The sequence below is a fragment of the Rossellomorea orangium genome, from assembly GCF_019334305.1.
GTDB lineage: Bacteria > Bacillota > Bacilli > Bacillales > Bacillaceae_B > Rossellomorea.
The window spans coordinates 1-17,180 of the sequence record NZ_JAHWGH010000018.1 but is presented as its reverse complement, the minus strand read 5'-3'; the positions used below and the strand labels follow the sequence as shown (position 1 = coordinate 17,180).

General features: G+C 41.0%; 22 protein-coding genes. 19 read left to right on the top strand and 3 right to left on the bottom strand.

What is annotated here, in order from left to right; translation table 11 throughout:
* Positions 1-23: 23 nt before the first annotated feature.
* Both KYJ26_RS17375 and KYJ26_RS17370 read left to right on the top strand, forming a co-directional pair.
* A complete protein-coding gene (locus tag KYJ26_RS17375) occupies positions 24-479 on the top strand; it encodes a GNAT family N-acetyltransferase (RefSeq protein ID WP_219168654.1) in 456 nt (151 codons plus the stop codon).
* Positions 480-992: 513 nt separating this feature from the next.
* Complete coding sequence (locus tag KYJ26_RS17370; protein WP_219168653.1) at positions 993-1,334, top strand: hypothetical protein; 342 nt, start codon at positions 993-995, stop codon at positions 1,332-1,334.
* Between the two features lie 80 nt (positions 1,335-1,414).
* Here the strand turns inward: KYJ26_RS17370 and KYJ26_RS17365 are convergent, their stop codons facing one another.
* A complete protein-coding gene (locus tag KYJ26_RS17365) occupies positions 1,415-2,410 on the bottom strand; it encodes a sensor histidine kinase (RefSeq protein WP_257475135.1) in 996 nt (331 codons plus the stop codon).
* 23 nt (positions 2,411-2,433) lie between these two features.
* On the bottom strand, positions 2,434-3,132 hold the full coding sequence (locus tag KYJ26_RS17360; protein ID WP_219168652.1) for a LytR/AlgR family response regulator transcription factor: 699 nt from the start codon (positions 3,130-3,132) through the stop codon (positions 2,434-2,436).
* Positions 3,133-3,296: 164 nt separating this feature from the next.
* On the opposite strand from KYJ26_RS17360, the gene KYJ26_RS17355 reads away from it, so the two are divergent.
* The 10 genes from KYJ26_RS17355 (at position 3,297) to KYJ26_RS17310 (ending at position 9,446) form a co-directional block, all read left to right on the top strand.
* Positions 3,297-4,049, top strand: a complete 753-nt coding sequence (locus KYJ26_RS17355; protein WP_219168651.1) for an ABC transporter ATP-binding protein — start codon at positions 3,297-3,299, stop codon at positions 4,047-4,049.
* Positions 4,039-5,196 (top strand): ABC transporter permease, encoded by a 1,158-nt coding sequence (locus KYJ26_RS17350; RefSeq protein WP_219168650.1) that lies wholly within the window; start codon positions 4,039-4,041, stop codon positions 5,194-5,196. Before KYJ26_RS17355 ends, KYJ26_RS17350 begins: the two co-directional genes overlap by 11 nt.
* A 122-nt stretch (positions 5,197-5,318) precedes the next feature.
* Positions 5,319-5,519 (top strand): hypothetical protein, encoded by a 201-nt coding sequence (locus KYJ26_RS17345; RefSeq protein WP_219168649.1) that lies wholly within the window; start codon positions 5,319-5,321, stop codon positions 5,517-5,519.
* A gap of 19 nt (positions 5,520-5,538) precedes the next feature.
* Positions 5,539-5,772, top strand: a complete 234-nt coding sequence (locus KYJ26_RS17340) for a hypothetical protein (protein WP_219168648.1) — start codon at positions 5,539-5,541, stop codon at positions 5,770-5,772.
* A gap of 168 nt (positions 5,773-5,940) precedes the next feature.
* Positions 5,941-6,870 (top strand): sigma-70 family RNA polymerase sigma factor, encoded by a 930-nt coding sequence (locus tag KYJ26_RS17335; RefSeq protein WP_257475109.1) that lies wholly within the window; start codon positions 5,941-5,943, stop codon positions 6,868-6,870.
* Between the two features lie 200 nt (positions 6,871-7,070).
* On the top strand, positions 7,071-7,490 hold the full coding sequence (locus KYJ26_RS17330) for an ASCH domain-containing protein (RefSeq protein ID WP_219168646.1): 420 nt from the start codon (positions 7,071-7,073) through the stop codon (positions 7,488-7,490).
* Complete coding sequence (locus KYJ26_RS17325; RefSeq protein ID WP_219168645.1) at positions 7,468-7,887, top strand: GNAT family N-acetyltransferase; 420 nt, start codon at positions 7,468-7,470, stop codon at positions 7,885-7,887. The genes KYJ26_RS17330 and KYJ26_RS17325 overlap by 23 nt, the downstream gene beginning before the upstream one ends.
* Positions 7,888-7,923: 36 nt before the next feature.
* Positions 7,924-8,607, top strand: a complete 684-nt coding sequence (locus KYJ26_RS17320) for an alpha/beta fold hydrolase (protein WP_219168644.1) — start codon at positions 7,924-7,926, stop codon at positions 8,605-8,607.
* Between the two features lie 64 nt (positions 8,608-8,671).
* Positions 8,672-8,854 (top strand): hypothetical protein, encoded by a 183-nt coding sequence (locus tag KYJ26_RS17315; RefSeq protein ID WP_219168643.1) that lies wholly within the window; start codon positions 8,672-8,674, stop codon positions 8,852-8,854.
* Between the two features lie 208 nt (positions 8,855-9,062).
* Positions 9,063-9,446, top strand: a complete 384-nt coding sequence (locus tag KYJ26_RS17310) for a DUF4183 domain-containing protein (protein WP_219168642.1) — start codon at positions 9,063-9,065, stop codon at positions 9,444-9,446.
* Positions 9,447-9,480: 34 nt separating this feature from the next.
* On the opposite strand, the gene KYJ26_RS17305 is transcribed toward KYJ26_RS17310, so the two are convergent.
* On the bottom strand, positions 9,481-9,867 hold the full coding sequence (locus tag KYJ26_RS17305) for a DUF4183 domain-containing protein (RefSeq protein WP_219168641.1): 387 nt from the start codon (positions 9,865-9,867) through the stop codon (positions 9,481-9,483).
* 173 nt (positions 9,868-10,040) lie between these two features.
* Between KYJ26_RS17305 and KYJ26_RS17300 the strand changes: the two genes are divergently transcribed.
* From KYJ26_RS17300 to KYJ26_RS17270, 7 genes are all read left to right on the top strand, one after another.
* Positions 10,041-10,421, top strand: a complete 381-nt coding sequence (locus KYJ26_RS17300) for a VOC family protein (protein ID WP_219168640.1) — start codon at positions 10,041-10,043, stop codon at positions 10,419-10,421.
* A 9-nt stretch (positions 10,422-10,430) separates the two neighbouring features.
* Entirely contained in the window at positions 10,431-11,075 is a 645-nt protein-coding gene (locus KYJ26_RS17295) for a DUF4937 domain-containing protein (RefSeq protein WP_219168639.1), read from the top strand.
* A gap of 71 nt (positions 11,076-11,146) precedes the next feature.
* On the top strand, positions 11,147-11,926 hold the full coding sequence (locus KYJ26_RS17290) for an SDR family oxidoreductase (RefSeq protein ID WP_219168638.1): 780 nt from the start codon (positions 11,147-11,149) through the stop codon (positions 11,924-11,926).
* A gap of 459 nt (positions 11,927-12,385) precedes the next feature.
* Complete coding sequence (gene abc-f / locus KYJ26_RS17285; RefSeq protein ID WP_219168637.1) at positions 12,386-14,071, top strand: ribosomal protection-like ABC-F family protein; 1,686 nt, start codon at positions 12,386-12,388, stop codon at positions 14,069-14,071.
* A 136-nt stretch (positions 14,072-14,207) separates the two neighbouring features.
* Entirely contained in the window at positions 14,208-14,777 is a 570-nt protein-coding gene (locus tag KYJ26_RS17280; protein WP_219168636.1) for a TetR/AcrR family transcriptional regulator, read from the top strand.
* A gap of 52 nt (positions 14,778-14,829) precedes the next feature.
* Positions 14,830-15,762 (top strand): SDR family NAD(P)-dependent oxidoreductase, encoded by a 933-nt coding sequence (locus KYJ26_RS17275; protein WP_219168635.1) that lies wholly within the window; start codon positions 14,830-14,832, stop codon positions 15,760-15,762.
* A 157-nt stretch (positions 15,763-15,919) separates the two neighbouring features.
* Positions 15,920-17,140, top strand: a complete 1,221-nt coding sequence (locus tag KYJ26_RS17270) for a dicarboxylate/amino acid:cation symporter (RefSeq protein WP_219168634.1) — start codon at positions 15,920-15,922, stop codon at positions 17,138-17,140.
* Positions 17,141-17,180: the final 40 nt, after the last annotated feature.

Below are 17,180 nucleotides of genomic sequence, written 5' to 3'. Positions count from 1 at the left end.
TTTAAATAGGAGGTGGAGTCAATTTGTATCAGTATTTCAATGGATTGATCATCAGGGAAGGGACAGAAGGGGTTCCTGCTCATTCAGTGGAAGCGCTGTTTAAAGATGCAGGTTGGTCAAGGAATACTCCAGCATGGCAGAAAGAAAAGTTTTCTTTGATCTTTTCGAATTCGACATGGGCCTTCACTGTTTGGGATCAGAACGAGATGATTGGGATGGTAAGGGTGATTTCAGACAAGATCATGGCAGCCAATATAATGGATTTAGTGGTTCTATCTAATTATCGGGGGAGGGGGATAGGAAAGAAACTTGTTCAGCTCTGTGTCGGTAAATTGCCTCATGGAGATTGGTTCGCTCATACCTCTGCGAACAATTTCAAATTCTATGAAATGTGTGGATTCGAGGTGAAAGACTTAAAGGAAAATGGAACATGTGCGTATTATGGTTACATTAAGGCACGTAAACAGGGACATCGGTAGATAATAATTCAGCGAAGTGAAATAAGAACCTCCTTATGATACAGAAAAATGAATGTATTCTAAAATACTTCAGAAAAGGAGCGATCGATATATCAAATTAAGAAATATAAGTAAATATTAAGAAAGGCTCAGAACAAATACTGAGCCTTGTTTGTATGTCGGTTTTTAAAAATTTCTATTTTTTCTCGCTTTTTTTCTAAAGTAACCAATTGTTATTCCGATAATGCCTGCAATAATGATTAGTGGAATGAAAATATAAAATACAACTCCGGATGCTCCAATCATTGAAGTTCCTCCTCTCTAATCGTTCACAATAATATTCCCCACATGTTATTAGTAGAAACGTTTGGATGTGTTTGATGCATGTGATTAAAATACACTACGAATGATAGAGAATCTGTTGAAGATTGTTATGTGTTGAGCACATTTTCATAGACTTGATTGCTATGCCCATACTTTCCTACTTAACATTTCATATACTAGTGTATCCTTCGATTAGAAAGGAGGGAAAGTGTGAATAGAAAATATAGTGACAATAATTGCAACAAATGTAATCCGTACAAGCATGATGATCATAGTGACCATCTACAAGTAGATACATGCAATTGTTGTGTTATTGGTTTAGAGAAGACTATTATGGATCAATTTCGTTGTGGGGACACCATTGGGATTACTATATTTGGAGAGGCATCAGCAGGTATTTTCGTTGGGAGATTTAGAAGTTTGAAAAATAGTGTAGTTGAAATTGATGACCTTCTTGTTCCAGGTACAACAAGTTTTGTACCACTTTGTGATATTGCTAGTATCGAGAAAGGGCTTCAGTTTCAGAATGAACCCATGAAGATTAATAAATAGTATAGTTTCTAAAAGGGATGTTAATCTATTCATTCTCTCAATATAATATAATCATAGATTTTACTATTGAAAGCTCAGAGTTATTCTGAGCTTTCTTCTATTTTTCCTTGATGAATTGCAGGAATCTTGATTTTTACTGTAAACTCTTCTTCCTTATACGTGAAGTCGAGAGAACCCATGTAGTCATGGACAGTATCGTGGATGATTTTTGTCCCAAGGCCTTCGTGCTTATTTTTTGTCGTATGACCGAAACTTTGATATAGCCGGTCAAGGATTGGTGTTGGAATTGGTAAGGAAGGATTCTGGCAAATAATCATATACAGCCCACTTCTCTTATAGAACTGCAGGCTAACGTTTGCCTGCTTACTGGAATGTATTTTCCACTCGGTGGAAGCTTCAATGCTATTTGATAACAGATTCCCAAGCAGTGTGACGATATGTTTATCTTTCATTGGAAGGGTAGAAAATGGCATGTCTGCATCGTAGATCATCGTCACCCCCGAAGCCTTCCCACGATTGTACATTTCCTGGAGGATGCCTGCTACACTGCCCCGTTCTCCTTTAATGGATAGGTTGGTTTCTTCATAACCATCCACCAGGTCATCCAGATAGGCGGCTGCTTCTTCGTGGTGATGGTTTTCCAGCATGTAGTGAATGGAAGCCACATGCTTAAGGAAATCATGGCGTTCACTACGGACTATCCGGAGCGTTTCTGTCAGGTGAGAGCGCTCCTCTTCATATTGCTTTTGGTCATTTATTAGCAGATTCATTTTCATTGCTACATCCCATCTGGCAATTTCGATTCCTATAAAGATCAAGAATATTGCTACCATCAGCCACGATGGTTTCATGGGAATATAGGTAAGTAACAATAATAGTTGGGTTAATGAGAGCAGGATGTGCCATTTTTGTGTGATATCGATCGTATGGATCATCATTTTTTTAAAGAGAAGATAAGAAATGATGAGAATGACCGGGTAAGTGAGATAGTACGGCAATTGCCACGATAAATTCATAAGTATTTGTTCAATATGTATAAATCCGATTAACGATAGTACGAACCAATAGATCATCATTTGTTTCAATGGGGCTCCACCTTTTAGAAATAATGTTGTTGCAGGTACTCTACTTTTTCCTTTGTGATCATGGCCTGAGCATCGAGACCTTCAAACGTGATGATATATGAATTTTTCGCATAAAGGGAGAAATTCTTCACATAGTGTATGTTGATGATGAAGGAGCGATGGGAACGGATAAAATCTCTTTCACGCAGTTCTCCTTCTAATTCATTCAACGTTAAATAGGTTTTGATGCTTTCTTCTTTCGTATAAATCGTCGTGGACCGGCCGGATCTTTCAATGAAGACGATATCTTTCTTTTGTACGATATGTATATCATTTTTTTGTTTTAAATAGAGGCGTCCTTTCAGTTCAGCCGCCTTCGACTTTTCCATTAGACGCTCGATGGATTTCATCAGGCGGTCATTTGTATACGGCTTCATGATGTAGTCATGGACGTTCAACTCGAAGGCGTGAACAGCATATCCACTGTTTGCTGTTACGAAAATGACCGCAATATTGAGAGCATGAGAGTGGATGATATCTGCCAGTTCATATCCAGATAGGTGGGGCATCTCAATATCCGCGATCAGAACGTCGATGGTTTCTTTCTTGATTTGGTCATAGGCTTCCTCGGCTGAGGTGGTGGAAAAGACAATTTCCACACCCTGTACTCGGGAAACGATGCCGTTTAACTTATCTAAATCGATCATTCGATCGTCTACGAGACCAATCTTCATTTCCATTCCCCTCACATTTCTATCATTCTACTTCATTTTACCATTTTTAAAGAAGAATTTGGCATTTTCACGACAAGAAATGGACTTTTCACGACATAAGTAAAGATTCTCCCCCAATTCATTTGTATGATAAAAACATATTAAACATTATTGAGGTGATTGTATTGATTCATATTCATGAAGTGACTAAGACGTTTAAGGATAAAAAGAACTATATAACCGCATTAAAACATGTCTCTCTTTCCGTTCAGAAAGGGGAAGTGGTCGGGCTGCTTGGTGAAAATGGTGCAGGAAAGACCACGCTTCTAAGGGCAATTGCAACTTTACTGACACCTACTGAGGGCACGATAGAAGTTGCAGGTTACGATACCATCGAAGATCCCAACAAAATCAAAACGAAGATCGGTGTGTTATTTGGAGGGGAAACGGGTTTATATGACCGTTTATCTGCAAGGGAAAACCTGCAATACTTCGCTCGCCTATACGGCTTGAGCAAGCATGAAACGAAAGTGAGGATCGATGATCTGTCGAGGATGTTCGGAATGAGGGATTATCTTGACAGGCGGGTAGGAGGATTTTCCAAAGGAATGCGTCAGAAGGTCGCCATTGCAAGGACATTGATCCATAATCCAGATATTATTTTGTTTGATGAACCGACGACAGGTCTAGACATCACATCTTCAAATGTCTTTCGCCAGCTTGTCCATCAGCTGAAGCGTGAAGGGAAGACCATCCTCTTCTCCAGCCACATCATGGAAGAAGTATCCATGCTATGTGACAAAGTCGCCATGATGCATAAAGGGGAATTGGTGTACCAAGGCGATATTGAAGAATTATACAAGACTGAAAAGAGCAGGGATCTTAATTATATCTTTATGAGTAAATTGGTGAGAGGGGATGAGCACTATGCTTCTTAATATCTATCTGAAAGAACTGAAAGACAGTTTCAGAGACCGCAGAACTCTTCTGCTCACCGTCTTCCTTCCGTTATTTATGATGAGTGGACTTGTATTCTTCTATGAGAATATGGTTTCAGGAGGAGAAGGGGAATCCTATGCCCTTGCAGTGGACACCTCTATCAGTCGTGAGCTCTCGGAAATATTCTCAGGATCTGACAATATTGAACTTGTTAAATCAGACAACCCGAGAAAAGCTGTTGAAGAGAGAGAAGCACTTGCCGCCATGATTGTAAGCACGGATTTTATTCAAAGTATCGAGGAAGGAACGGAAGCCGAGATTACTTTAATCGGGGATTCCTTCAGCCAGAATTCAAGCAATCTAATGAATGCGGCTACAAACGCCCTAACCGTCTATGAAAAAGAGGTTACTTCAGAGAGATTAAGAGCAGAAGGGACGGACCTTTCCATCATTCAGCCGTTCACTATCAAACAGCAGGAAGTCTCGGATGATGAGGGAAGCATGTTCCTGCTATCCTTCCTTGTACCTCTTATCCTGGCAATATCCATAGGAGTGGGAACCGCTCCATCAGCTGCAGACTTATTCGCAGGGGAAAAAGAGAAAAAAACGATGGAAGCATTGCTCATGACACCTGTCAAACGTTCCACATTAATGCTTTCTAAGTGGTTGACCATTGCTTCTGTCGGGGTCATCACAGGACTTGTCACCCTCATTGTTCTCGCAGTTGAAATCAGTCTGTTTACAGAAAATCTGAAAAAAGCAGTGTCCTTCGGTGAGAATGTTTATGAAATAGTCGGGATTTCCCTCCTACTGACCGTTGTGTATGCCGTATTTATTGCTTCCCTGCAGATGATCACAAGCATTCTAGGAAAGACCGTCAAGGAAGCAGGCAGCTACAGTGCACCGATCATGATGCTTGCTGCGTTCCCAGGCATGTTCATCACTAATGTCGGACTGAACGAGCTGACATTTAAACATTTCGCCATTCCGATTCTGAACCTCTTCAGTCAATTTAAAGAGTTGTTGATGGGTGTTGTGGATTATCAGCACATCGCCATTACGATTGGAAGCAATCTGGTGATTATGCTTATCATCTTTATGATTGGAAGAGTGATGTTCTTGAAGGATAAATGGGTGATGAACTAAAGCATTTAGAAGCAATCACGTTTATTATTGTGGTTGCTTCTTCAATCGATTATTTAGAATGATAGATTTCTAAAAATTGCTCAACAATTATATTCATATTGAGGAGTTGAGGAGGATCTGGTTTGAAAGAAAATCTGACATTCGCATGGATCGCTTCGTGGTTTGCCCTTTTGGGTCAATTGTTGTTTTTTATTTGTGTAGCACTGTACACCGGTGAGTGGATGTACGTCATGTGGAGTTTTATGGTGAGCATGTCCGCCGGTGTGCCAAGTATGATCCGTACGTGGCAGGCTCACAAAAGAAGACAGCATGAACAACTATGAAAGGAAGTTGAGATGAACGATGAGCAATATCGATAAACGGAACCGCCTGGGTGAAATTCCTTTTCACTACCGGGTCAATAAAGATCTAAGTGTATTTATTGGTTATGAGGGTAAGCAGGTGAAAATTTTGAAGGGGAAAGACGCGGAAAAATTCTTGAAAAGAATACAAGATTCTCGATATGAAAAAAACAAACAGTTAATCATGGCAAAAGTGACAGGGAATTTCAAGAGGGAAAATGAACGGAAGAATTAGATTCCCTTACAAGTCATACCCTATTTTTATGATTATGCAAATTGAATAATATAGTAAGATGAAAAGTGGAAAATCTAAATATTTTTCACTTTTATTGTCGTGACCGTATAATTTTGCAGTGGTTAAACGTTTTACATATGAATTAGAAAAAAATAGAGGGGGATGAATATGCGGGAAACGATAGAAGAATCGTTCACGGAAAAAAACAGGGAATTGGCGAGTGAGTTTCAATCCATGATGGAAGAATTCAAAGAAGGATTATGGAGATATTGCCGATATTTAACGGGGTCACCATGGGATGGGGAGGATTTATTTCAGGATACGATGTTAAAAGCGTTCGGAGGCTACTACCAGCGTTGGCATCCCACAAACCCAAAAGCCTACTTATACCGTATGGCCACTACCACATGGATTGACCGGTGCAGAAAAGAAAAAAGGCATCTGGGTCTCCTTGAAGAAGATGAATTCCTTCAAGATACCCCGAAAGATGAACTGGAAGCAGAAGAAGCTTTACACATCCTATTTGACCACTTTTATCCCCGGCAGGTCGCGGTCTTCCTGTTGAGGGAGGTATTCAGGTTCGATGCCAGGGAAGTGGCTGGCATGGTGAGGACAACACCAGGAGGGGTCTACGCTGCTGTCCGTCGTATGAAGGAAAAACTGAAAACGATTGATGTTCATGAAGGCAGACATCAACAGGCACAACCTGAAACTCACCCGATCATCAAGGCATACCTGAAAGCTATGAATGATGGAGATATTGACGCTGTGATGGCATTGATCAGTGAAGAAGCACAAAATGATGCCGCCCTCGGTTTCCAGGAATTTAACAAAGAAGAGATGCGCTCAGGTTCCATGAAATATGGACTTCCAGTTATGAGGGCTGTGGAATACAGTTTATGGGGACGTAAAGTTATCGTCAAGCTGGCAGATGGCGAGCAAGGTCCTGAAATTCATGACATACAATACCAGGAAGTGGAGAACGGGAAAATCGTGCATCATATCAGTTACTATTTCAGAAAGGAATTGATTTTTGCCGCTGCAGAAGAATTGGGGATCAGGGTTCAGACTGATAAGCCTGTCGTTGATTGGAATTAACTTATATAGTACTGTTCAGGAAGCTAATCCAAAGGTTAGCTTCTTTTTCGTCAAAAAGGATTATCGGTATTGGATAATTATGTTAAAGTGAAAGAGTACTGGAGATTTCTCTATTAATGAATAAAGGATTACATTCAGGAGATCGTTTCGGAGTCGAGTCGATCATCCTGTTCACAGAATGAAAAGTTAAGGAGTATTCAATGAAAGGGTTAATAATCAGAGCACCATGGATCGATTATATTCTTAAAGGGGAAAAGACCTGGGAGATACGCGGTTCTAACACGGCTGTCAGGGGGCGCGTCGGATTAATAAAGAGCGGCACCGGGACAGTCATAGGAACAGTTGAAATCAAAGACAGTATAGAATTGACGTTGGATGATTACCGTGAGAACTCCATTAAGCATGGCGGAGATGGACAGGAAGCGCTTTCACTTTCTTATAAAAGGACATATGCATGGGTGTTGGATCAGCCTTCGATGTTTGATGAACCTTTTCCTTACAAGCATCCAATAGGTGCAGTCATATGGGTGAATCTTTCCAAAGCGATGAATGGCAGACTTACGGAATTATTAGTAGCGGAATGGGAGGAATGTCGAAATGGAAATAAGCGTGAAAGATAATGTTGTCATCGCAATACGAGAATATAGAGTGGAAGACTTTAACTATATTCATCATTTAAACTCAGACGAACAGTGGAATAACCTGGTGGAGAAGAAAGATAGTACAAAAAGTGCCTGGAACAACTCTAGTATCGCCTATGTGGCATTACATGAGGGAGAAATCATCGCCTATATCAGGGGATTGACCGACCAATCCATCACCCTTTTTATCTGTGAATTACTGATCCATCGGGAGTTCCGTGGGAAGGGTATTGGTGACGCACTGCTGCAGTACGTACATGGGTTATATCCGGATACGAGAATAGAGATGCTCGCTAGCAGCACCTCCCATACGTATTATGAACAAAAAGGATACAGACCGTTTTATGGATTCAGGAAAACCTTTCAGGAGCATTAAGGATGGCTGTGGAAGAGGAGAATCAGGGGGATGACAATGGAAAAAATATATATGCTTCACGGTTTTATGGGCACGGCACGTACGCACTTCTCAAATCAGATTGCATACTTTGAAGATCGCTACGAGCTTGTACTACTTGATTTGCCGGGACATGGGGATTCAACAACAGAGCCTTCCGATAACTACATTGAAGATACCCTTCATTATCTATATTCAATTATAGAGGAAAAAGGTGAAGGTTATATTTTGGGGTTGTCACTGGGAGCATCGCTGGCCATACATATCGCTTTACGTAAGCCGGAACTTGTGAAGGGGGTCATTCTGACTGGTTACTCTCCTCATATTCCTGAAGAGTTGAAAGAGATTATGGAGAAACAGAATGATTACTTCCTGCATATTGAAGAGAATGACGAAGAAATTGCACTGCATTTTCTGCAACTGCATGGGGGTAAATGGAAGGAAACGATTCAAAGAGTACTTCACACAATGACCTATCATTATCCCGCCGTTACAAATGAGGACTTCCAAAGCCTCACAAGGCCAGTACTGGTTCTGAACGGAAGTCATGATGTGCATGAAGTGGAATCCGTTGCTTATATCAAAAAATCAAATCCGGAAATTGAGGTTGGCTTACTCCCGAATGCAGGGCATACAGCAAATATTGATGAACCGGATGAATTCAATTCAACAGTACAAAAGTTTTTAGATCGAATAAATTAGTCAGATAAGTAGGATTGCATTTCATTCCCATCTTCATCATATGATCTATGAGGGGGAGATAGTAATGACGTGGTTCGTTGTTTTAATTGTTGGGATCTTGTTATTTGCATTAGTTATAGATATCAGACGTAAAAGAGGAGGAAACGACCGGCACACCCCGGGGATAGATCCTGGTGCGAAACCAGGGGAAGACAGAAACTACACCATGGGTGGCGGTCGTGACTCTGGTGGCGGGACGGGGCAGTAATGAGACACTGACAATAATTCTAAAATCCCTGTGACCTTATCCATTTCGCCTCTATTAAAGTATTGAAAAGTCCAGTATCTAGAGACTGGGCTTTTTGTTATTCCATGACCTGCATTAACCAAATTATTCCAAAATCCCAATCATTCTACTAGAGCAAGCATATAACTAATAGAGTAATACGATTATACTAAAGAAAGGGGGGAATGATTTGGCTCTGCAACTAATGAAAATCCAGGCTACTGCTACTTCCACCATTTCCGTCTCACCAGATACTGCAAGGTTCTTCAATGTTACCACTGCTGAAACGGCTGCAGGTGCAACGTTGACTATTGATGCAGGAGATTTCTTTGAAGACACTGGAGCTGCTGCGACGGATCTTCCTGCGTTGGCTGCCAGTAACAGTTATGTGAATTTGTACATCAATGGTGCACTTCAGATGGAGGGGATTTATACGTACACACCTGGTGCAACTGGGGTCGGTTCTTTAGCCATCGATGTCCCGGCAGGTGGAGGTTCCATCATCCAGGATTCTTCGATTGTGCTTGAGGTGATCAACTACGTACCAACCGCTTCTACAACTATTGAAACTTAGTGATTGAAGAGCGATGATTTGTCATCGCTCTTATCTATTCTCTATGAATTAAAATATATTGTAAGATGACCGGTACTCCTGCAGCAGGGAGGTCCGCTGAATTCAGTGTGAGCAATCCCTCTCTTACCTTATATAAAGATGGCGGCTGAAGCATGGCATTTACAAAGAGATTCATATACGAGACTTGTTGTGGGCAAAGAATCCCGGACGTACTATATTCCTCGGAACGATCCTGATTAGTGAAATTCCTTTTGGCTCCATCAGAATATGCGACATACTGAAAGGTCGTGGTCTTAAGGATGCCGGGAGTTTGTGGTATCGGAACTGGTGGATAAATTGTATGACAGCTCTTTGGAGGGAATTCTGGTATGCATCGGATGCCCTGATTGACATAGCGTTGAGCCCTACTTTTTTTTCTCAATTTCCTTCCTCCAATTTCAGATTTTCTTTTTGATATAGTTAATGTATGTCATAAATAGAGTATAGTGATTTAATGCTTGCCCTTTTTCCTAATTTCCTGTAAGAAAATGATTGTCTTCAAAAAGGTAATTTGAAATAATTGGTAGTATTCAAGTGGTAGAGGAGGTTTTTGTTTTGAATTTAACACATACCCGGTTACTGGTGAAGGATTATAGAAAATGCTTCCTTTTTTATAAGGATGTTTTGGGATTTGAGGTATCCTGGGGAGATGAAGACTCTAAGTATGGACAATTTAGAGTAGGACAGTCACATTTAGGTATTTTCGAACGGAAACAGATGACGGATGCACTAGGTACTGAAAACAATCAAGATGCATCTCTTGTCGACCATGTTGCATTGATTTTTGAAGTAGAAAGTGTAGAGGAATCGTATGAAAAACTGAAAGAAAAAGTGGAATTTATCACAATGCCCATGGAAAAAGTTGAGTGGGGCATGAGGGTCGCTCATTTCCGCGATCCCGAGGGTGCTTTACTAGAAATCTATGAAAATATTTAAGGTGAAGATATGTTGATCAAGAGAATTTCCTGCAGAGTGAGAGAGTATCAGAAAGAATCATTCTTTGAATCTCAAAAGCAATGGAGCCGTCTACATTCGATGAAGGGGTTCATTGGACAATTAGGTGGCTGGCGCTATGATCCAAACCTCACTGCTTGTGTGTTTGCATTTTGGGAAACCCGAAAGGATTACAACTTATTTATGGAAAAAACGCATGATGAGATTTTTTTCGATTCTGCTCAAGGAAGCACTTATTCCTCTATAGAGGTTCAATTGTATGAGGGAATCAACTCTGTTTTGAACTCGGCAGGGGAGATGAGTGATCTCATACGTCTAAGTCAATTCATTCACGTGACAGTAGGTCAGGTAGAAGATAAAAAGGAGCACTCTGTCAACATTCAGGAAGCAATCTGGAATTCAGGAAGGGATGCTGAACAAGGATTGATTGGTGGTACATATGCTTTTTCTCAACAAGAAGTGAATCAATTCCTGGTCTTAACCGGGTGGAAAGATGAAATTTCATATCGGAAAAATCTTGAAAGCGATTTTTCTTTGACTTCAGCTGAGGAACCGTTAAAGGACTTCGTGGAGATCAAAACTGAAGGAATGCATGTGGAAAATGCCTGGCGTGTACTTAAGAAATCAGAACTTTAAGCTGGATATGTATCAACGCCAATCTCTAAATGCCAGTTGACCTCTCCTTTCAGAAATAGGAGGAAACTAAAATGACCAATTTAACAGGTAAAATAGCCATCGTTACGGGAACAAGCCGTTCAAAGGGAATCGGAGCAGCAATTTGCCGATCACTTGCCATTGCAGGAGCCGATATTTTCTTTACCCATTTTAGTTCATTTGATGAAATGACTGGGAATGGTGCAGATCCTGGCTTTCCTCATCAATTAAGTAAGGAACTGCAAAAAAATGGCGTGCGGGCTGCCCATATGGAGCTGGATCTGGGTGAAGGAACGGCTCCCGCTCGTTTAATGGATCAGGTAGAAGAAATTCTAGGTACACCTTCGATATTAGTGAATAACGCGACGTACGAAGCTCCGGCAAGTTATTCCACGTTGGATAAAGATATTCTGGATAAACATTATCAAGTGAACAACAGCGGGACACTTTTGTTGACAACGGAGTTTGCCAAACGATTTGAAAAAGCTGTCCCCCAAATGGGACACGGCCGGATCATCAATATGGTTTCAAAAGGACCAGACCCCAATAACCTAGCCTATATCGCTACAAAAGGAATGTTGATATCCATTACAGAACCATTATCAGTTGGACTTGCACCTATCGGGATCACAGTGAACTCGGTAGATCCGGGACCGACAGATTCAGGTTGGATCTCTGATGAAATAAGGGAACATCTGCTACCTCTATTTCCAACCGGCCGTATCGGCCAACCGGAAGACGCTGCAAAACTGATCAGCTTCCTGGCCAGCGAAGAATCCGCCTGGATTACAGGACAACTCATAAAATCCGAAGGCGGCTTTTTAGGAAAATAATTGCTGGAGGGACGGACCTCTAAAGTGAAAATAGAGGTCCGTCCCTCTATTTACAAATTTATCTAATAATGAAAATGTTGCGGGGAGGGATAGTAAGTTTATGGAACCAACTAATTGCTGATTAATTTGATTTTTTAAATTAATAAGGATTTTGTAATGAGCTTAAATTGCCTGTGTATTATAGGTTTATTTGTTATGCTCTTTATGGAATCAGGCAATTAGAAGGAAGCTTACTGTCCTGATATCAAGATGAAATGTTCATGAAGGTTAAGCACCGCCAGCACTATATTGACGGTGGTGGACCCTTTATGGGTTATATGTTGATCATGATTCATGACTGTGAGAAGGAATACCCTTCTTGTGGTCTTTTTTTATTGTAAAAAATGAATAGGAGTAAATCTTTTATTTGGCCTGTCCATAAATAGCGTAACTTCATTTCGAACGAAAGAAGGAACGCATATGTTGGAGTTAAAAGTAAATAGAATCAAAAAATATATGGAAGCGACACTCGTCGTAGAAGATGTTTCTCTTGAAGTATATCAAGGAGACAAAGTAGGAATCGTCGGGGAGAACGGATGCGGGAAGAGTACGATCATGAAACTGATCGCCGGTATTGAGCCGATGAATTATTATCCTGGATACCCACAAACCTCAAGCTACGGTTATGACGAAGGTCTCATTCACATGTCAAAGGGGGCAACCAGTGCGTATTTGGAACAATCCCCTGTCTACCCAGAAGGAATGAAGGCTAGGGATGTACTGTATTCAGCATTCGAAGAAGTAGATCGAATAGAAGTAAAAATGCGTAAATTGGAAAATGACCTGAGCGTGTTGGAAGGGAATGAACTTGATAAAGCTTTGAGTCGATATAGTGAACTCATTCAATTATTTGAAGTAAAGGGAGGTTATGAGAAGGAAGAGAAAATAAGCAAGGTCTGTACAGGGCTTCAGCTTACAGAAAGCTTGTTGGAGCGTGACTTTGACCTGTTAAGTGGCGGGGAGAAAACCACTGTCGGGCTTGGGAAGCTTTTAATTCATCAGCCCGACATCCTGCTCTTGGATGAACCGACGAATCACCTTGATATGTTATCGGTTGAATGGCTGGAAGGCTTTCTGAAGAGTTATAAAGGCATGGTACTCATTGTCTCCCATGATCGCTATTTCTTAGATAACGTAGTGACAAATATTGTAGAGATCGAGAATAAAAAATCGATTTCATATAAAGGGAATTACACATCTTATGTTCTTCAAAAAGAAGAGAATTTGAGAGTCCAATATGAGCATTTCAAGGAACAGCAAAAGAAAATCAAACGCATGGAACATACAGTGATGAGCTTACGTGATTGGGCATTGAGGGCTGATAACACGAAGTTCTTTAAAAGGGCAGCAAGCGTCCAAAAGAAACTGTCCAAGTTGGAGCTTATCGATAAACCCATTTTCGACAGTAGGAACATGCATCTGGATTTGAAAGCTTCAGGCAGATCAGGGAAAGAAGCCATTAAAGGAGTTGGTTTATCTAAACAGATTGACGATAAGTTGATTTTTGCTAAAACCGATGTGATGGTCCGTTATGGAGAAAGAGTTGCCATGCTGGGTCCAAATGGGAGTGGCAAATCCACATTCCTGAAAATGCTTATAGGTGAAGATCATCCTGATGGAGGCACACTCCAGTTCGGTGCAAATGTCAATGCGGCCTATTTACCTCAGACTATACTATTTAATAATGAGGAAGCAAGCGTCCTTGATACTTTCAGGGAGGATATTTCCATAGTAGAAGGGAAGGCGCGGGAATATCTTTCAAGGTTCATGTTTTATAAAGGAAGTGTATTCAAGAAAGTGAAACATCTTTCGGGAGGGGAGCGAGTCAGATTAAAACTTGCGATGTTATTGTTTCAGGATATCAATCTATTGATTTTGGATGAGCCGACGAATCATCTTGATATTGATACGATTGAAACGATTGAGGAGGCCCTGGACGAATTCAGCGGTACCATTTTCTTCATCTCCCACGACCGTTATTTTATCAACAGAATGGCTGAGAGAATCATCGCGGTTGAAGAGCATACATTAAAAAGTTACAGTGGCAATTATGATGAATATAAACGGGAAATAGAAAAGCGGGGCAAAGAAAGGGATTGTATTTGAATTTAGTAATAGGGAGGGACGGACCTCGAAAAGAAGGTCCGTCCCTCGCATTTCAAAGTAATATTTTCTTGACAATGTTTACCAGTAATGGTTATGCTTTAATTAAACACTGGTCAATTAAAGGAAGTTGAATTCTATGTCACCAAGAAAAGCTGTTGAACAAGAACTTACGAAGGAAATGATCATGTCGGCTGCTCGAGAGTTATTCCGCAAAAAAGGCTACCAGCAGGTTTCCATAAGGCAGATTGCCACCGTACTTGGATACAGTCATGGATCGATATATTATCACTTTAAGAACAAAGCTGATTTGTTTTATGCGATAATTGAAACTGATTTCAAGCTGTTAGATCGATGGCTAGACGACGTGATTAACCTAAATCTGGATAACAAAGGGAAGCTAAAACAAGTACTCCTTGCTTATATCAGATTTGGACTGACACATAAGAGTCAATATGAAATGATGTTTTTACTGTCTGATGCCGAAGTGAAAAGCTATGTTAACAAGGGACCGAACGAATCTTACGAGAAATTTGCCCGTACTCTCATCCAATTAAGCAATAGAAAAGTCACAATCCAGCAGGCATGGTCCATTTTCTTATCGTTGCACGGATTTGTCAGTCATTACTGTCGTTGTGAAGAAACGTATGTCGAAGTAGAGAATCTTGCAGAGTCACATGTGAATTTTATCCTGAAATCCTTAGGGTAAAATTTTTTATACTTATTTGACCATCGGTTAATTAATGGAGGGGGATTGGAAAATGAAAAAGGCAATGGTAGTTGGTGCTTCCGGAGGAATGGGCTATTCACTTGTGTTGGAATTGGTAAGCAGGGGAATAGAAGTAGTGGCTTTTGCAAGAGGGAAATCCAAGTTATCCCATTTATATTCAAGCATTAGAAGTGTATCTATACAGACGGGGGACGCTATGAATAGAGAGCAGCTGATTCATGCTTCAAATGGGTGTGACGCAATCTTTCACGCATTGAATCTTCCTTATGAAGATTGGAAAGATAAGTTAATTAGTGTTACAGAAAATATTATTTTTGCCGCAGAAAGAAACAATGCCAGGTTGGCTGTGGTGGATAATATTTATGCATATGGAAGAAGTGGAGGGAAAAAGCTTACAGAGGATTGGGAAAAGGATCCTCAAACCCGAAAAGGTAAACTTCGCTTAAAAATGGATGAACGATTAAAGCAGGCTACTATTCCAACCTTGAACTGCCATTTCCCGGACTTTTATGGACCTAATGCTACCAATACCTATATTCACTTCACCTTACAACAGCTTTTAAAGAAGAAAAAAGCGGGGTTTGTTGGTCCTAAACATATTCTCAGGGAATTCATTTACACTAAAGATGGAGCTAGGATGATGGTGGACTTGGCTATCCGCAATGAGGCATACGGTCAAAATTGGAATATACCGGGTGGTACCGCGTTTACCGGAAAAGATATTGAACATGAGTTGAAGAATATTCTCGGCGAAGAAAAGGAACTCTACTTTATATCGAAACCTTTGTTTACAATTTTTGCTCTGTTCGCAGGGAAAGGAATGAGAGAAGCATTGGAAATGCAGTATATCAATTCTGAACCTACTATACTATCAGGTCAAAAATTAGAGAGTTTTCTCGGCAATGTAATCACCACTCCATTCGAGCAGGGAATAAGAGAAACGATAGCGTTCATGGATGTATAATTCTAAATAAAAGAAAATACTTTTTTCAGAGGCTAAACGTACTATACGTAGAAATGAAAGCTGGGAGGGACGGACCTCGAAAAGAAGGTCCGTCCCTCTTCCCGTAAAAGTGATATAATGGGTGTCTGAAAAAATATGTGTAAAGGCGTAGGTGTAAATGAAATACATATGGAAGCAATATATGAAAGTCCCATTTGTTTTGAAGATGTCTGTTGGGTTCCTGTTAGGGATCATCATAGGACTCGTCTTTAAGTCAGATGCTGAAATTCTGAAGCCATTCGGAACGGTGCTCATTCACCTTCTGAGCTTGATAGCCATCCCGGTGATTTTCCTCACTGTAGTGCAGGCGGTGAACAAGATGAGTGTGACCCAGCTTGGTCGGATGGGGTGGAAGCTGATTCTATATTATGCAGCTACCACGGCAGCAGCGGTCTTCATCGGTCTTGGATTAGCGTTTTTGTTCAACCCAGGGACGAACTTAGAGCTTCCTAATGCCCAGGTGGAGGAACCAAAAGCTCCACAGTTCGGAGATGTACTGCTCCAGATCATCCCTGATAATCTATTCCAGGCTTTTGCAGGTGGCGATACTCTGGCGATCATGTTCCTTGCGATCATTATGGGGATAGCCATATCGTGGATGAAGTTCTCTCAAGAAAGTAAGCTGAGGGAATACGGTGAATTACTGGATAATGTTTTCGCTGCCTTCAATGAAATGTTTTATATTCTCCTGAAAGGGGTTCTGGCATACGCGCCGCTTGGTGTGCTTGCTATCAGTGCTGCGACATTTGGTCAGCAGGGGTGGGATACGATTCAATCCCTCTTAAAGTTTGTAGGAGTCTTTTACCTGGGAATTCTTATACTCTGGATTATAGTATATGCTGGCTTCTTAAAGCTGACGGGTAATCCGGTTATCACATTTTTCAAGAAGACGAAAGAAGCATACAGTACTGCCTTTTTCACTTCAAGCAGTATTGCATCTCTACCGGTAGCCATTCAATCAGCCAAGAAAGCCGGTATATCTGATAAAACGGCGAATTTCGCATTACCGTTGGGGGCCATCTTTAATTCAGACGGGGGAGCTCTTAGGATGGGCGTATCGATTGTATTCGCGGCAAACGTCACGAATTTACACCTTTCTGTTACAGACCTCTTGATGATCGTTTTGGTTGGAACTTTACTATCAATTGGAACGTCAGGAGTCCCCTCTGCAGGATTGATTACATTATCGGCCGTGTTAACGATGTTCGGATTACCACTCGAAATCGTTGCTCTCATTGCAGGAGTCGATGCCATCATCGGAATGGGTGGAACGGCATCTAACGTAACCGGCGACATTGTAGGAGCCGCGGTGGTTGATCGATCTGAAGCGAACGGGTAAATAAGAAAGAGGGACGGACCTCCATTAGGAGGTCCGTCCC

Excerpts from the sequence above, each read along its gene's own strand:
- KYJ26_RS17365 (WP_257475135.1), bottom strand. The coding sequence starts at position 2,410 with ATGATGATCTATTGGTTCGTACTATCGTTAATCGGATTTATACATATT.
- KYJ26_RS17360 (WP_219168652.1), bottom strand. The coding sequence starts at position 3,132 with ATGAAGATTGGTCTCGTAGACGATCGAATGATCGATTTAGATAAGTTA.
- KYJ26_RS17350 (WP_219168650.1), top strand. The coding sequence starts at position 4,039 with ATGCTTCTTAATATCTATCTGAAAGAACTGAAAGACAGTTTCAGAGAC.
- KYJ26_RS17340 (WP_219168648.1), top strand. The coding sequence starts at position 5,539 with ATGAGCAATATCGATAAACGGAACCGCCTGGGTGAAATTCCTTTTCAC.
- KYJ26_RS17335 (WP_257475109.1), top strand. The coding sequence starts at position 5,941 with ATGCGGGAAACGATAGAAGAATCGTTCACGGAAAAAAACAGGGAATTG.
- KYJ26_RS17330 (WP_219168646.1), top strand. The coding sequence starts at position 7,071 with ATGAAAGGGTTAATAATCAGAGCACCATGGATCGATTATATTCTTAAA.
- KYJ26_RS17325 (WP_219168645.1), top strand. The coding sequence starts at position 7,468 with ATGGAAATAAGCGTGAAAGATAATGTTGTCATCGCAATACGAGAATAT.
- KYJ26_RS17320 (WP_219168644.1), top strand. The coding sequence starts at position 7,924 with ATGGAAAAAATATATATGCTTCACGGTTTTATGGGCACGGCACGTACG.
- KYJ26_RS17315 (WP_219168643.1), top strand. The coding sequence starts at position 8,672 with ATGACGTGGTTCGTTGTTTTAATTGTTGGGATCTTGTTATTTGCATTA.
- KYJ26_RS17295 (WP_219168639.1), top strand. The coding sequence starts at position 10,431 with ATGTTGATCAAGAGAATTTCCTGCAGAGTGAGAGAGTATCAGAAAGAA.
- KYJ26_RS17290 (WP_219168638.1), top strand. The coding sequence starts at position 11,147 with ATGACCAATTTAACAGGTAAAATAGCCATCGTTACGGGAACAAGCCGT.
- abc-f (WP_219168637.1), top strand. The coding sequence starts at position 12,386 with ATGTTGGAGTTAAAAGTAAATAGAATCAAAAAATATATGGAAGCGACA.
- KYJ26_RS17280 (WP_219168636.1), top strand. The coding sequence starts at position 14,208 with ATGTCACCAAGAAAAGCTGTTGAACAAGAACTTACGAAGGAAATGATC.
- KYJ26_RS17275 (WP_219168635.1), top strand. The coding sequence starts at position 14,830 with ATGAAAAAGGCAATGGTAGTTGGTGCTTCCGGAGGAATGGGCTATTCA.
- KYJ26_RS17270 (WP_219168634.1), top strand. The coding sequence starts at position 15,920 with ATGAAATACATATGGAAGCAATATATGAAAGTCCCATTTGTTTTGAAG.